At 74.9% G+C, this 14,189-nt stretch carries 16 protein-coding genes; 14 read left to right on the top strand and 2 right to left on the bottom strand.

Going from position 1 to position 14,189, the window contains the following annotated elements; genetic code table 11:
- The first annotated feature begins 15 nt into the window (after positions 1 to 15).
- Both I4I82_RS12980 and I4I82_RS12975 read left to right on the top strand, forming a co-directional pair.
- Positions 16 to 1,140, top strand: a complete 1,125-nt coding sequence (locus tag I4I82_RS12980; RefSeq protein ID WP_218594088.1) for an aminotransferase class I/II-fold pyridoxal phosphate-dependent enzyme — start codon at positions 16 to 18, stop codon at positions 1,138 to 1,140.
- Between the two features lie 21 nt (positions 1,141 to 1,161).
- The gene (locus I4I82_RS12975; protein ID WP_218594085.1) at positions 1,162 to 1,914 is read left to right on the top strand and encodes a potassium channel family protein; all 753 of its coding nucleotides are present in this window, start codon (positions 1,162 to 1,164) and stop codon (positions 1,912 to 1,914) included.
- Here I4I82_RS12975 and I4I82_RS12970 read toward each other — a convergent pair.
- The gene (locus tag I4I82_RS12970; protein WP_218594086.1) at positions 1,865 to 3,007 is read right to left on the bottom strand and encodes a threonine aldolase family protein; all 1,143 of its coding nucleotides are present in this window, start codon (positions 3,005 to 3,007) and stop codon (positions 1,865 to 1,867) included. The genes I4I82_RS12975 and I4I82_RS12970 overlap by 50 nt on opposite strands.
- A 150-nt stretch (positions 3,008 to 3,157) precedes the next feature.
- Here I4I82_RS12970 and I4I82_RS12965 point away from each other — a divergent pair, with 150 nt between their 5' ends.
- The 6 genes from I4I82_RS12965 to I4I82_RS12935 all read left to right on the top strand — a co-directional run bounded on the left by I4I82_RS12965 (position 3,158) and on the right by I4I82_RS12935 (position 8,416).
- Positions 3,158 to 3,670, top strand: coding sequence for a SigE family RNA polymerase sigma factor (locus I4I82_RS12965; protein WP_218594087.1), 513 nt, complete (start codon positions 3,158 to 3,160; stop codon positions 3,668 to 3,670).
- Between the two features lie 19 nt (positions 3,671 to 3,689).
- Positions 3,690 to 4,448 (top strand): hypothetical protein, encoded by a 759-nt coding sequence (locus I4I82_RS12960; protein ID WP_218595760.1) that lies wholly within the window; start codon positions 3,690 to 3,692, stop codon positions 4,446 to 4,448.
- Positions 4,449 to 4,730: 282 nt separating this feature from the next.
- Positions 4,731 to 5,309 carry a TetR/AcrR family transcriptional regulator gene (locus I4I82_RS12950; protein ID WP_218595759.1) on the top strand — a complete coding sequence of 193 codons (579 nt, stop codon included), beginning with the start codon at positions 4,731 to 4,733 and terminating at the stop codon, positions 5,307 to 5,309.
- 11 nt (positions 5,310 to 5,320) lie between these two features.
- Entirely contained in the window at positions 5,321 to 6,730 is a 1,410-nt protein-coding gene (gene purB / locus I4I82_RS12945) for an adenylosuccinate lyase (RefSeq protein WP_218591676.1), read from the top strand.
- A 70-nt stretch (positions 6,731 to 6,800) separates the two neighbouring features.
- On the top strand, positions 6,801 to 7,643 hold the full coding sequence (locus I4I82_RS12940; RefSeq protein WP_218591677.1) for a phosphoribosylaminoimidazolesuccinocarboxamide synthase: 843 nt from the start codon (positions 6,801 to 6,803) through the stop codon (positions 7,641 to 7,643).
- A gap of 50 nt (positions 7,644 to 7,693) precedes the next feature.
- Positions 7,694 to 8,416 (top strand): DUF2334 domain-containing protein, encoded by a 723-nt coding sequence (locus I4I82_RS12935; protein ID WP_218595758.1) that lies wholly within the window; start codon positions 7,694 to 7,696, stop codon positions 8,414 to 8,416.
- 40 nt (positions 8,417 to 8,456) lie between these two features.
- On the opposite strand, the gene I4I82_RS12930 is transcribed toward I4I82_RS12935, so the two are convergent.
- The gene (locus tag I4I82_RS12930; RefSeq protein WP_218591679.1) at positions 8,457 to 9,098 is read right to left on the bottom strand and encodes an MBL fold metallo-hydrolase; all 642 of its coding nucleotides are present in this window, start codon (positions 9,096 to 9,098) and stop codon (positions 8,457 to 8,459) included.
- 200 nt (positions 9,099 to 9,298) lie between these two features.
- On the opposite strand from I4I82_RS12930, the gene I4I82_RS12925 reads away from it, so the two are divergent.
- From I4I82_RS12925 to I4I82_RS12900, 6 genes are read left to right on the top strand one after another with little or no spacing between them, the layout of a single operon-like run.
- A complete protein-coding gene (locus I4I82_RS12925) occupies positions 9,299 to 10,054 on the top strand; it encodes an alpha/beta fold hydrolase (protein WP_218591680.1) in 756 nt (251 codons plus the stop codon).
- A gap of 20 nt (positions 10,055 to 10,074) precedes the next feature.
- Positions 10,075 to 10,326, top strand: coding sequence for a phosphoribosylformylglycinamidine synthase subunit PurS (purS, locus tag I4I82_RS12920; protein WP_218591681.1), 252 nt, complete (start codon positions 10,075 to 10,077; stop codon positions 10,324 to 10,326).
- Entirely contained in the window at positions 10,323 to 10,994 is a 672-nt protein-coding gene (gene purQ / locus I4I82_RS12915; RefSeq protein ID WP_218591682.1) for a phosphoribosylformylglycinamidine synthase subunit PurQ, read from the top strand. Before purS ends, purQ begins: the two co-directional genes overlap by 4 nt.
- A gap of 1 nt (position 10,995) precedes the next feature.
- Positions 10,996 to 12,141: a PP2C family protein-serine/threonine phosphatase gene (locus I4I82_RS12910; protein WP_226370023.1), complete on the top strand. Its 1,146-nt coding sequence runs from the start codon at positions 10,996 to 10,998 to the stop codon at positions 12,139 to 12,141.
- Entirely contained in the window at positions 12,138 to 13,730 is a 1,593-nt protein-coding gene (locus tag I4I82_RS12905; RefSeq protein ID WP_218591684.1) for a sensor histidine kinase, read from the top strand. The genes I4I82_RS12910 and I4I82_RS12905 overlap by 4 nt, the downstream gene beginning before the upstream one ends.
- Positions 13,717 to 14,169 (top strand): response regulator, encoded by a 453-nt coding sequence (locus tag I4I82_RS12900; protein WP_218591685.1) that lies wholly within the window; start codon positions 13,717 to 13,719, stop codon positions 14,167 to 14,169. The genes I4I82_RS12905 and I4I82_RS12900 overlap by 14 nt, the downstream gene beginning before the upstream one ends.
- Positions 14,170 to 14,189: the final 20 nt, after the last annotated feature.

The raw sequence follows: 14,189 nt of genomic DNA, 5'->3' as shown, positions 1-14,189 counted from the left end.
CCCCCGTTCCACGTCATGGACGTGTGGGCGGCGGCGGGCGAGCGGCAGCGCACCCACGGCGACCTGGTCAACCTCTCCGCAGGCCAGCCCTCCACCGGCGCCCCCGCGGCCGTGCGGGCGGCCGCGACCACGGCGATCGCGGAGCAGGTCCTCGGCTACACCGTCGCGCTGGGCGTCCCGGAGCTGCGCGCCGCGATCGCCGGGCACTACGGCCGCACGTACGGGCTCGACGTGCCGCCCGAGCAGGTCGTCGTCACCACCGGGTCCTCGGGCGGGTTCCTGCTGGCGTTCCTGTCGGCCTTCGACGCGGGCGACCGCGTGGCCATGGCCCGTCCCGGCTACCCGTGCTACCGCAACATCCTGTCCGCGCTGGGCTGCGAGGTCGTCGAGCTGCCGTGCGGGCCGGAGACCCGCTACCAGCCGACCGTCGAGATGCTGGAGGCACTCGACGAGCCGGTGAAGGGGCTCGTCGTCGCCAGCCCCGCCAACCCGACCGGCACCGTGCTCGCCCCCGCCGAGCTCGCGGCGCTGGCGGCGCACTGCGAGGCCACCGGCGTGCAGCTGGTCAGCGACGAGATCTACCACGGCATCACCTACCCGGGCACCCCTGCGACCTCGTGCGCGTGGGGGACCTCGCGCGAGGCGGTCGTCGTCAACTCGTTCTCGAAGTACTTCTCGATGACGGGCTGGCGGCTGGGCTGGTTGCTGCTCCCGCCGCGGCTGCTGCGCGCGGCCGACCGCGTCGCCGGGAACTTCACCGTCTGCCCGCCGGCGCTCGCCCAGCAGGCGGCGCTCGGGGCGTTCGCGGAGTCGAGCTACGCCGAGGCCGACGGGCACGTCGGGCGCTACGCGGTGAACCGCGAGCTGCTGCTCGCCGGGCTGGCCCGCCTGGGCATCACGCAGGTCGCCCCGCCGGACGGAGCGTTCTACGTCTACGCCGAGGTCTCGCACCTGGCGGCCGACTCGATGGACCTCGTGTACCGGCTGCTGGCCGACGTCGGGCTGGCCGTCGCGCCCGGTCTGGACTTCGACCCCGTCGAAGGGCACCGCTGGATCCGGCTGTCCTGCGCGGGGTCGACCGACGACGTCCGCGAGGCGCTGGTGCGGCTGGAGGCGTGGATCGGGACGGTTCCCCGCTGATCGGGGTTATCGTCCCGCGCCATGGACGGTGAACCGCGCATCGAGGCCTGGGACCGGCGGGTCGACTGGTGGCTCACCGCGCTGGCGGTGGTGTTCCTCGCCGCGTACGCGTGGCAGGTGCTCGACCCGGCGATGCCCGAGCCGGGGGCGACGCTGCTGGAGGCGCTCGTCACCGGCATCTGGATCGTCTTCGGCCTGGACTACCTCGTGCGGATCGGCCTGGCGCACCAGCGCTGGCGGTTCGTCGGCACGCACCTGCTCGACCTCGCGATCCTGGTGCTGCCCATGTTCCGGCAGCTCCGCGCGCTGCGGGTGATCACCGTCATCAGCGTGCTCAACCGCCAGCTCCGCGACGACGCCCGCGGCCGGGTCGTGTTCTACGTCGTCGGGAGCGTGGCGCTGATCGGGTTCGTCGCCTCGCTGGCCGTGCTCGACGCCGAGCGCGACGCCCCCGGTGCGTCGATCACGACCTTCGGCGACGCCGTCTGGTGGACGCTGACGACCGTCTCGACCGTGGGCTACGGCGACCGCTACCCCGTGACGTTCGAGGGGCGGGTCGTCGCCGCGGCGCTGATGGTGGCCGGGATCGCGCTGCTCGGCGTCGTCACGGCGTCGATCGCGAGCTGGTTCGTGGAGAACCTGCGGCGGGCGGGGGAGAAGGCGGCCGAGGACATCGAGGACGTCGAGGGGCAGCTCGGCGCGGTGCTCGCCGAGCTGCGGGCGCTCAACGCCCGGATGGACGCACTGGAGCGCGACCGGCGTCCGGCACCCTGAGCCCGCGCTGCGCCGGGGCGTACGCCGAACGGCCGGGGCTGCTCCCGCCCGGGGCGCCGATGCGATCGAGCGCCGCGGCGATGTCGGCGTCGCCGACGTCGGCGTGGGTCATGAGCCTGACCTGCCCCGACATCGCCGACGCCCGGACGCCCGCCTCCTCGAGGCGGCGCAGCGTGCCGTCGAGGTCGGCGACGGCGACGAGCACGATGTTGGTCTGCGGCTCCGCGGCCTGCCAGCCGCGCTCGCGCAGGCCGACGGCCAGGGTGCGGGCGCGGCGGTGGTCGTCGGCGAGGCGGTCGATCCGGTCGAGCGCGACGAGCCCGGCCGCGGCCAGCACCCCGCCCTGGCGGACGCCGCCGCCGAGCATCTTGCGCAGCCGGCGGGCCTCCTCGACGAACTCCCAGGACCCCGCCACCACCGACCCGACCGGCGCCCCGAGGCCCTTGCTCAGGCAGACCTGCACGGTGTCGGCGCCGACGGTGAGCGCGCCCGGCGGCACCCCGAGCGCGGCGGCGGCGTTCCACAGGCGGGCGCCGTCGAGGTGCACGCGCAGCTTCGCGGCCCGGGCGGCCGCGGCCACGGCGGCGTGCTCCTCGGGCGCGGTGACCGTGCCGCCGGAGGCGTTGTGGGTGTTTTCCAGGCACAGCAGCGTGGTGCGCAGCGTGTAGTACGGGCCGGTGCTGCCGGCCGCGCGGCGCACGGCGTCGGGCGTGACCTTGCCCGGCCCGCCGTCGTGGGGGAGCGGGCGCGGCATGCCGCCGGCGAGCCAGGCGGCGGTGCCCAGCTCGGCGTCGAGGACGTGCGCGCCGGCCGGGGCCAGGAACGCGTCGCCGCGGCCCATGTGCGCCATCAGCGCGATGAGGTTGCCCATCGAGCCGCTCGGCGTCCAGAGTGCGTCGGCCGCGCCGAGCAGGCCCGCGACGCGGGTCTCGAGCTCGCGCATCGTCGGGTCGCGGTCGAGGACGTCGTCGCCCACCTCGGCCGCGGCCATCGCCGCGCGCATCTCCTTGGTGGGCTGGGTGACGGTGTCCGATCGCAGGTCGATCGGACCCGCCTTCGCGGACGCCCGGCGGGATCGTGAGGTGGGTCGCACAACGCCCGATTCAACCAGCCGGATCCCGGGCGGTTGCGCGAGGGTCACGGTCCGGTCACGAGATTGCGCCGATCGGGGGAACCCGACCGAGTCGTGCAACGGTGGCCGACCGCGCGCCCGTCCTGAGGGCGACGGGGAGGAGGGAACGCGGTGGACCAGGCCGCCGAGGCGGAGTTCGAGGCGTACTTCCGGGCGCGCCGCGACGCCGTCCGCCGCACCGCCTACCTGCTCTGCGGCGACTGGCACCGCGCCGACGACCACGCGCAGGCCGCGTTCGTCGCGCTGCACCGGCACTGGCGGCGCATCCGCGACAAGAGGGCGCTCGACGCGTGGATGAGACGGACCGTGGTGCGGTCGGTCGTGGACGAGTCGCGGCGGCCGTGGCGGCGGGAGCGGTCCACCGACGTCGTGGAGGCGGGGGCGGTGGCGTCCGGTTCCGACGGGGTGGCCACGCGGCACGTCCTCGTCGACGGGCTCCGGTCCGTCCCGCCGCGCCAGCGCGCCGTGCTCGTGCTGCGCTACCTGGAGGGGCTCGACGTCGCCGGCACCGCTGCCGCGCTGGGTTGCTCCGAGGGCACGGTGAAGAGCCAGACCTCGCACGGGCTCACCGCCCTGCGCGCGGTGCTGGGTGACGCGCTCGACGACCTGCGACCGGCCGGCTGAGAGGGAGAGGAGGAGTTCGATGACCGACGACGACCGCATCGCGGCCCTGTTCTCCGAGGCCGCCTCGGACACGCCCCCGCCGGGGTTCGACCACGACCGCGTGGTCGCGGCCTCCCGGCGGATCACCGCCCGTCGCCGCTCCGCCGTGCTCGGCGGCGCGATGGCGCTGCTCGTCGTCACGGGGGTGGGGGTGGCGTTCGGGCTGCCCGGCTCCGGTGCCGGATCGGGGGAGACGACGTCGGCCGCGGCGCCCGTTGCGGCTCCGGAGGCGGCCGGGGGTTCGGCGCCCGGGGACGCGGCGTCCGAGGGCTCGGTGCTCGCGGAGTCGGCGCCGGCGGAGGACGCCGCGGCGGCGCCCGCACCGGAGGCCCAGCTCCCGGAGGCGCTGCGGGACCAGCCCGCGTTCACCGGCGCGCCGCTCGGGCCGGGCACCACGGAGTGCGCGCAGCGCCAGGACCCGGCGCTGCGGGCGCTCGTGGAGGAGGTGCTGCCGGAGACGGCGGGCGCCACGGAGGCCGCGGTCACGATGGACTGCCGGCCCGGCGGGGAGCGCGGGGTGAGCCTGGAGGTCGACGACGCCGGCACCCCCGGCCTGCTGACGGTCGAGTACCTGCCGCCCGGGGAGGTGGCGGGGGCGACGAGCGGGACGTCCGCGTCGTCGGTGACGGCGTCGGGGGGCACGGTGGTGGTGACGGCCCGGGGTGACGGGCCGGGGACGCCCGCGCCGTTCGAGGGCCGGCTGGACACCGCGGCCGCCTACCTGGCCCCCCGCCTCTGACGGCCGCGCGCTGCAGCACACCCGCGTCGGCCTCGGGCAGCGCGCCCGCTCGCCCGCGCCTGTCACCCCCCCGCTCCGCCTCCGCCCACGCCCCGCCCCTCCCCCCCGGCCCTCCCCCCTGCGCCGCCCGTTCCCGGTGACAGTGGAGTGGCTTTACTGCCACTGGACGCCAGTAAAGCCACTCCACTGTCACCCGTAGCAGGGGGCGGGACGGCGGGGGGCCGGGGCCGGGGCTGGGGCGCCGGGCAGGGGCGCCGGGACGCCGCGCGGGACACTGGAGCCGTGGGCACCCCGAAGGGCGAGCGCCGCCGCGCCGAGCTGGTGGCCGCCGCCGCCGACCTCCTGCGCTCCGGCGGCTTCGACGCCGTCCGCCACCGCGCCGTGGCGGACCGGGCCGGGCTGCCCCTGTCGTCCACCACCTACTACTTCGACTCCCTCGACGACCTCGTCGTCGCCGCCACCGAGCGCACCAGCCGTGACGAGCTGGCCGAGGGACGCGCCCGGCTCGAGGCCCTCGCCGAGGGCCCGCCCGACACCGCCGCGCTGATCGAGATCGTCATCGACCAGCTGCTGGGGCCCGAGTCCCGCGACGGCGGTCTCGACGCGGTGCTGCTGCGCTACGAGCGGCTGGTCGGCGCCGGTCGCCGCCCCTACCTGGCGCCGCTGATGCGCGAGCTGCGCGGCGAGCTCGACGCGCTGCTCGCCGAGGTCCTCGCCCGCTGCGGGCGCCCGCTCGACCCGGACGCGCTGCGCGAGCTCGTCGCGCTCGTCGACGGGTTCGTCGTCAGCGGGCTCATCGAGGCCGACCCGGATCCGCGCGCGATGGCCCGCGAGGTGCTGTCGCGCGTGCTCGGTCCGTAGGCTGCCTGAACGTGATCCCCAACGTCCTGGCCACGCGGTACGCGAGCCGTGAGCTCGTGGCGCTCTGGTCGCCCGAGAACAAGATCGTCCTGGAGCGCCGCCTGTGGATCGCGGTGCTGCGCGCCCAGCGCGAGCTCGGCGTCGAGGTGCCCGACGGCGTCGTCGAGGACTACGAGCGCGTCGTCGACCGCGTCGACCTCGCCTCGATCGCCGAGCGCGAGCGCGTCACGCGCCACGACGTGAAGGCGCGGATCGAGGAGTTCAACGCGCTCGCCGGCCACGAGCACGTCCACAAGGGCCTCACCAGCCGCGACCTCACCGAGAACGTCGAGCAGCTCCAGATCCGGCTGTCGCTGGAGCACGTGCGCGACCGCACCGTCGCCGTCCTGGCCCGCCTCGCCCGCCGCGCCGCCGAGAACGCCGAGCTGACGATGGCGGGGCGCAGCCACAACGTCGCCGCCCAGGCCACGACGCTCGGCAAGCGCTTCGCGAGCGCCGCCGACGAGCTGCTCGTCGCGTACTCCCGCCTCGAGGAGCTGCGGGCGCGCTACCCGCTGCGCGGCATCAAAGGCCCGATGGGCACCGCGCAGGACATGCTCGACCTCCTCGACGGCGACGCCGCCAAGCTCGCCGACCTGGAGACCCGCGTGGCCCGGCACCTCGGCTTCGAGGCGACGCTCACGAGCGTCGGCCAGGTCTACCCGCGCTCCCTGGACTTCGACGTGCTCACCGCGCTCGTCCAGCTCGCGGCCGGGCCGTCGTCGCTGGCCACCACGATCCGTCTGATGGCCGGGATCGAGCTGGCCACGGAGGGCTTCCAGCCGGGCCAGGTCGGCAGCTCGGCGATGCCGCACAAGATGAACTCGCGCTCCACCGAGCGGATCAACGGGATGATGGTCCTGCTGCGCGGCTACGCCGGGATGGCGGGCGAGCTGGCCGGGTCGCAGTGGAACGAGGGCGACGTCTCCGACTCCGTGGTCCGCCGCGTCGCCCTGCCCGACGCGTTCTTCGCGTTCGACGGGCTCGTCGAGACCACCCTCACCGTCCTCGACGAGTTCGGCGCCTACCCGGCCGTCATCGCCCGCGAGCTCGATCGCTACCTGCCCTTCCTCGCCACCACCTCGGTGCTCATGGCCGCGGTGCGTGCGGGCGTCGGGCGGGAGACGGCGCACGAGGTGATCAAGGAGCACGCGGTCGGCGTCGCGCTGGCGATGCGGGAGAAGGGGCAGTCGGAGAACGACCTGATGGCCCGCCTCGCCGCCGACGAGCGCCTGGGCGGCTCGTTCGACGGCCTGCTCACCGACCCGCTGGCGTTCACCGGCGCGGCCACCGCGCAGGTCGCGGCCGTCGTCGCGCGGGTGGACGGGATCGTCGCGATCCACCCCGAGGCCGCCGCCTACACCCCCGGAGCCATCCTGTGAGCGAGCGCCAGCGAGCGAACCGTCGACACAGCGCCCGCGAAGCGCCGACCGAGCGAAGCGAGGGAGAGCGATGAAGCTGCTGCACTCGGGCAAGGTCCGCGACGTCTACGCCGACGGGGACGACCTCGTCCTCGTCGCGTCGGACCGGTTGTCCATCTACGACGTCGTCCTCCCGACGCCCGTGCCGGACAAGGGCGCACTGCTCACGCAGCTGTCGCTGTGGTGGTTCGAGCAGCTCACCGACCTGGTTCCGCACCACGTCGTCTCCGCGACCGACGTGCCCGCCGAGTTCGCCGGGCGCGCGGTGCGGTGCCGGCGGCTGGAGATGCTGCCCGTCGAGTGCATCGCGCGCGGCTACCTCGCCGGGCTGGGGCTCAAGGAGTACGAGAAGCAGGGCACGGTGTCGGGCGTCGCGCTGCCGCCGGGGCTCGTGGAGGGCTCGAAGCTGCCCGAGCCGATCTTCACGCCGACCACGAAGGCGCCGGTCGGGGAGCACGACGAGTTCCTGTCGTTCGCCGAGGTCGAGGAGCTGATCGGGGCCGAGCGGGCCGCGCGGGTGCGCGACCTCACGCTCGCGGTCTACACCCGCGGCGCCGAGACGGCCGCCGCGCAGGGGCTGCTGGTCGCCGACACCAAGCTCGAGTTCGGGCTCGACCCGTCGGGGGAGATCGTGCTCGCCGACGAGGTGCTGACCTCGGACTCCTCGCGCTTCTGGCCCGCCGACCGCTGGTCGCCGGGCGGTCCCCAGTTCTCGTTCGACAAGCAGTTCGTGCGCGACTGGTCGGCGGGGCTCGACTGGGACCGCACCCCGCCGGGCCCCGAGGTGCCCGCCGACGTCGTCGCGGCCACCCGGGCGCGGTACGTCGAGGTGTACGAGCGGCTCACCGGCCGTGAGTGGCAACCGTCGTCCTGACGACGTTTTCCACTCACGACCTGTTCACGTCGGTGTGGCTCCATGACGGTGTGGCCCGCCTGATCGTCTCGCTGTCCGGTCTGACCGACGACTCCCTCCCGCGCGGCGCGGCGTTCGCCGAGGCGCTCGACGCCCGTGGCGTCGCGGTCTCGCAGCTCTACCGGCCCGGTGCGTGGGAAGGGTGGTCCGACGCCCCGCTGGTCGGCTGGCTGCACGCGCGCCGCGAGCGCGGCGACGCGATCGTGCTGCACGGCTTCGACCACAGCGCCGGCCCGGCCCGCGTCGGCCGCCGCGCCGAGTTCGCCGCTCTGCCGCGGCACGAGGCCGGGCTCCGGCTGCGCGCGGCGCGGCGCACGCTCGGCGCGGTCGACCTGCGCACCGACCTGTTCGTCCCGCCCCGCTGGATCGCCTCCGCCGGCACGGTCGAGGCGCTGCGCGAGCAGGGCTTCACGATGTACGCCGACGAGGCCGGGGTGCACCGGCTCGACACCCCCGGCGCGGTCCGGGCCCGCGTGCTCGGATTTCGCGCCTCGGGTGGCCGGCGGCCCGTCGCCGAGGACGCCCGGGCGGCGGAGGCGTGGCGCTGCCGCGTGCTGGTGGCCGAGGTGGCGCGGGTGGCCCGGCGGGGCGGCGTCGCGCGGATCAACGTCCGGGCCAAGGACCTGCGGAAGCCGGCCCGGGTGGAGGCGGCGCTGGCGGCGGTCGACGCGGCGCTGGCGGCCGGTGCGGTGCCGGTGACCTACCGCCTCGCGGCGGCGCGGCGGGCGGCCTGAGGGACCCGCGGGTCGGGGTCTCGTGGCGACCGTGTCGCGCTCAGAGCGCGGTCGGCTCGCCCTCGTCGAGCACCCGGACCTCGGTGCCCTCGGGCGCGAGGTTCGTGAACAGCCCGTAGAACACCTGCGGCCGCGCGAGCAGTCCCTGGTGGATCGGCACGGCGGTGCGCGGGGTCATCGCGCGGAGGTAGTCGACGGACTCCGACGCCTTGAGCCACGGCGCCGCGGTAGGCAGCAGCAGCACGTCGACCGGCGTCGGCAGGGTCGGGAAGGCGTCGCCGGGGTGCAGGTGGGTGCCATCGACGAGGTAGGCGTTGTTGGGGATCACCGGCAGGTCGGGGTGGATGACGGCGTGGTCGCCGCCGAGCACCTCGACGCGGGCGCCTGCGAGGGCCAGGGCGTCGCCGGGCGTAGCGACCTCGTGGCCGGCGCCGGACAGCGGGCCGGCCGACAGCTCGTCCGCGGTGCCGCGGTCGACGACCAGCCGGACGTCCGGGTTGGCGCGCAGGAGCGCGGCGAGCCGGTCGGCGTCGAGGTGGTCGGGGTGCTGGTGGGTGACCAGCACGGCGTCGAGGCCGGTGAGGGACTCGAAGCCCGACGAGAACGTGCCGGGATCGATCAGGAGCCGGGCCGCGCCGGTGTCGAGCAGCACGCAGCTGTGGCCGAAGTGGGTGATCTGCACGGGCCCAGCCTGCCACCGGAGGCCGGGACCGCGCCGGACCGGAGAACCCGCCGGCCGTGATCGGACAACTCGCCGGGCGGAGAGGTGACTCGCCGGGCGGGAGAGGCGAACTCGCCGGGCGCGATCGGCGAACTCGCCGGGCGATCGAACCGGTTCGCCCACAGCCGATGAATTGGCGGCCCACCCGACGTCGTAGGGGCATGGAGAGCGGATACGCCGACGTGAACGGCCTGCACATGTACTACGAGACCCACGGCGAGGGCGGCACGCCGCTGGTGCTGCTGCACGGCGGGGTCATGACCATCGACCTCACCTACGCCGACCTGATCCCCGCGCTCGCGGAGCGGCACCGGGTGATCGCCGTGGAGTTCCAGGCCCACGGCCGCACCGCCGACATCGACCGCGACATGACCTACGCCGCGCTGGCGGGTGACGTCGTCGCCCTGCTCGACCACCTCGGCGTCGATCGCGCCCACGTGATGGGCCACAGCATGGGCGGGGGCACCGCGCTCGAGCTCGCGGTGTCCCACCCCGACCGGCTGCTGTCGGTCGTGCCGATCTCGGCCAGCGTGCGACCCGAGGGCGGCCACCCCGACCTCGCCGACCCGAGCACCTACGCCACCTCCACCCGCATGCCGACGGCGCAGGACTTCGCCGACATGTCGCAGGCCTACGCCCGCCTCGCACCGCACCCGGAGCGGTTCGAGCAGCTCCCGATGCGCACGATGGCGACGGTCGAGGGCTGGACCGGCTGGACCGACGAGCAGCTCGCCGCGATCACCGCGCCCGTGCTCGTCGTGCTCGGCGACCACGACTTCACGACCGCCGCGCACGGCACCGTGATGCAGGAGCTCATCCCCGGCTCCCAGCTCGCGATCCTGCCCGGCACCACCCACATGCAGGCCCCGCGCCGCGCCGACCTGCTCCTGCCCATGCTCGCGGCGTTCCTCGACTGAGCACCCGTAGGCTCTGGGGCGTGGCCAGAGTTGTGGTGGACGTGATGCCCAAACCGGAGATCCTCGACGTGCAGGGCCAGGCCGTCACGCGGGCGCTGGGCCGGATCGGTGTGGCCGGGGTGGCCGAGGTGCGGCAGGGCAAGCACTTCGAGCTCGACGTCGACGACTCGGTCGACGACGAGACCCTGCACCGCATCGCCGGCGAGCTGCTCGCGAACCCGGTGATCGAGGACTGGGTGATCCGGCGCACGTCGGAGACGGTGCAGCCGTGAGGATCGGGGTCATCACCTTCCCCGGCACCCTCGACGACGTCGACGCGATCCGGGCGGTGCGCTACGCCGGCGCCGAGCCCGTCGCGCTCTGGCACGGCGACCACGACCTCGCCGGCGTCGATGCGGTGGTCGTGCCCGGCGGCTTCTCCTACGGCGACTACCTGCGTGCGGGCGCCATCGCGAGCCTCGCGCCGATCATGACCGAGGTGAAGTCCGCGGCCGCGGGCGGGATGCCGGTGCTCGGCATCTGCAACGGCTTCCAGATCCTGTGCGAGGCCGGGCTGCTCCCGGGCGCGCTGGTCCGCAACGCCGGGCTGCACTTCCTGTGCCGCGACCAGCGGCTGCGCGTCGAGTCCACCGATACCGCGTGGACCGGCGCCGCCACGGCGGGCCAGGAGATCGTGGTGCCGCTGAAGTCGGGCGAGGGCCGGTTCGTCGCCGACGCCGAGACGATCGCGCGGCTCGAGGGCGAGGGGCGCGTCGTCTTCCGCTACCTCGGCGGCAACCCCAACGGCGCGCTCGCCGACATCGCGGGCGTCGCGTCGGCCGACGGCCGCGTCGTCGGCCTGATGCCGCACCCCGAGCACGCCATCGACCCGCTGACCGGCCCGTCCGATGACGGCCTCGTGCTGTTCACCTCGGTGCTGGGAGCGGCGGTCGGCAGCTGAGGTGACCCATCCCGGACGCGCGGTCCTCCTCGTCGAGGACGACCCCGGCGACGCCTTCCTCGTCGGGGAGCTGCTCGCCGAGGTCGAGCCGGAGCTGCGCCTGACGGTGGCGGCCTCCCTGCCCGAGGTCGTCGACGGCGGTCTGCTCGCCGACGCCGAGTGCGTCCTGCTCGACCTCAACCTGCCCGGCACGAACGGGCTGGAGGGCCTGCACGCCATCCTCCGCGCCGACGCCGGCGCGGCGGTCTGCGTCCTCACCGGCCTCGACGACGAGCACCTCGGCGTGGCCGCGGTCGCCGCGGGGGCTCAGGACTACCTGGTCAAGGGCAAGGTCGACGGCCCGCTGCTGATCCGCGCCATCCGGTACGCGGTGGAGCGCCGCCGCGCCGAGACCAGCCAGCTGCGGCTGCGCGAGGAGCAGCTCGTCGCGGCCGAGGCCACCCGCCTGGAGCGCGGTCTGCTGCCCACGCCGCTGCTCGACGGCAGCCCGGTGCGGGCGCGCGCGTTCTACCGCTCCGGCCGCGCCCGCAGCGTGCTCGGCGGCGACTTCTTCGACGCCGTCCGTGGCCCCGACGGCACCGTGCACGCGATCATCGGCGACGTCTGCGGCCACGGTCCCGACGAGGCCGCACTCGGCGCGCTGCTGCGGGTGTCGTGGCGCGCCCTCGTGCTCGCCGGCGTCGACGAGCCGCAGGTGCTGCCCAAGCTGCAGCAGGTGCTCGTCAGCGAGCGGCACGACGCCACGCTGTTCACGACGGTCTGCACGGTCGCGATCCCGACCGGCGGCGACGCCCACGTGCGCCTCGCCGGGCACCCGGCACCCGTCGTGATGCACCCTCCCGTGCAGGTCGAGCCACTGATCGGGCTGCCGCTGGGCATCGCCGAGCACACCTCGTGGGAGGCCGAGCCCCTGGTCCTGCACGCGGGCTGGGCACTGCTGCTCTACACCGACGGACTGATCGAGGGGAAGGGCCCGGTGCCCGACGAACCGCTGTGGCCCGAGGGCCTCATCCGGCTGCTGGACGACGAGCGCGACACCCCGCACGCCGACCTGCCCGCCCGCCTCGTGGAGCGCGCGCAGGTCCTCAACGGCGGCCCGCTGTCCGACGACGTCGCCATCCTGCTCCTCACGGCGGACCGGACGTGACGACGAGACCCCTGCTGCGCCGCCGCGGCCGCGACGCCGAGGACCGCCGGCCGCTGCGGCGCCTGTTCGCCGTCGGCGCCACGCTGGTGGCCCTGCTCGCCCTCGCCGCGATGGTGCTCGGCGGCATCGCGCTGTCGGGGCTGTCGTCCTCGCGCGCCGTGCTGCTCGACAGGGTCTCGCCCGCGCTGGACGCCGCGCAGCGCCTGTCGGTGGCGCTGCTCGACCAGGAGACGGGCGTCCGCGGCTACAGCCTCACGAACCGGCCCGAGTTCGTCGCGCCCTACGACACCGGGCGGGCCGCCGAGGCCGCCGCGCTCACCGAGCTGCGCGACCTCGTCGACCGGCAGGCCCTCGACGCGGACGTCGACGCCGTCGCCTCCGCCGCGCAGCGGTGGCGCGAGGGCTACGCCGACCCGGCCGTCGCCGCCGTCGCGGGCGGCACGGCCGCGCCCGACGCCGTCGAGGGGCGGGTGCTGTTCGACCAGGTCCGCACGCGCGCCGACGTGCTGCAGCGCGACCTCACCGTCCGCCAGGCCGAGGCCCGCTCCGCCGTCGCGTCCGCCGCGGCGTTCGTGCAGGCCGCGGCCGTCGGCGTCGCCGGGGTGCTGGTGGTCGTGCTGGTCACCGTCGGGCTGGCGCTGAGCCGCATGGTCCTGCGCCCGGTGTCCGACCTCGCCGCGCAGGTGCGGGCCGTGGTCGGCGGCGACGCCCAGCAGCAGGTCCGCGTCGACGGACCACGGGAGATCGTCGAGCTCGGGGCCGACGTCGAGGCGATGCGGGTGCACATCCTGGCCGATGTCGACCGCGCCGAGGAGACGAACCGCCGGCTCGAGGAGCAGGGGCGCGAGCTGGAGCGCTCCAATCGCGACCTGGAGCAGTTCGCCTACGTCGCGAGCCACGACCTGCAGGAGCCGCTGCGCAAGGTGTCGAGCTTCTGCCAGCTCCTGCAGCGCCGCTACGGCGGGCAGCTCGACGACCGCGCCGACCAGTACATCGAGTTCGCCGTCGACGGCGCGCAGCGCATGCAGCGCCTGATCAACGACCTGCTCGCCTTCTCGCGCGTCGGCCGCACCACCGAGGGTTTCGTGCCGGTGGCGCTGGGCGAGGTCGCCGCGTCGGCCGCCGCCGGGCTGGAGACGACCCGCGCCGAGCTCGACGGCGAGGTCGTCGTCGGCGACCTGCCGACGGTGTCCGGCGACCCGCAGCTGCTGCGCCAGCTCTTCGCCAACCTCATCGGCAACGGGCTGAAGTTCCACCGCGAGGGCGTCGCGCCGGTCGTGCGCGTGTCGGGGGAGGAGCGCGACGGCATCGTCGAGGTGACGGTGAGCGACAACGGCATCGGCATCGACCCCGACTACCAGGACAAGGTCTTCGTGATCTTCCAGCGGCTGCACGCCCGCGACGTCTACGCCGGCACCGGGATCGGCCTGTCGCTGTCCAAGAAGATCGCCGAGTTCCACGGCGGCGGCATCCGCATCGTGCAGGGCGACGGGCCCGGTGCGACCCTCACCGTGAGCTTGCCGGCCGCCCCGGACCCCGCCCGCACCGCCGACGCCCCGATCGAGGAGCCCCTGCATGACCACGCCTGAACCGCGGATCGTCAACGTCCTGCTCGTCGAGGACGACCCCGGCGACGTGCTGATGACCCGTGAGGCGTTCGACGAGTACCTGCACAACCGGCTCGACGTCGTCACCGACGGGGCGGAGGCGCTGTCCTACCTGCGCCGCGAGGGCCCCTACACCGACGCGCCGCGCCCGGACCTGATCCTGCTCGACCTCAACCTCCCGCGCCGCGACGGCCGCGAGGTGCTCGCCGAGGTCAAGGACGACCCGGAGCTGCGCCACATCCCGGTGATCGTGCTGACCACCTCGCGCGCCGAGGAGGACGTGCTGCGCAGCTACCAGCTCCACGCCAACGCCTACGTCACCAAGCCGGTCGACTTCGAGGGCTTCATCGAGGCGATCAAGCAGATCGACCACTTCTTCGTGAGTGTGGTGCAGCTCCCGTCGGGCCGCGACGGCAGCTGAGCGCGGTCGTTCCGTAGGCT

This window comes from Pseudonocardia oceani (genome assembly GCF_019263585.2).
Taxonomy (GTDB): domain Bacteria; phylum Actinomycetota; class Actinomycetes; order Mycobacteriales; family Pseudonocardiaceae; genus Pseudonocardia; species Pseudonocardia oceani.
The sequence above is the reverse complement of the archived record's forward strand: the minus strand, read 5'-3'. Positions and strand labels throughout refer to the sequence as shown.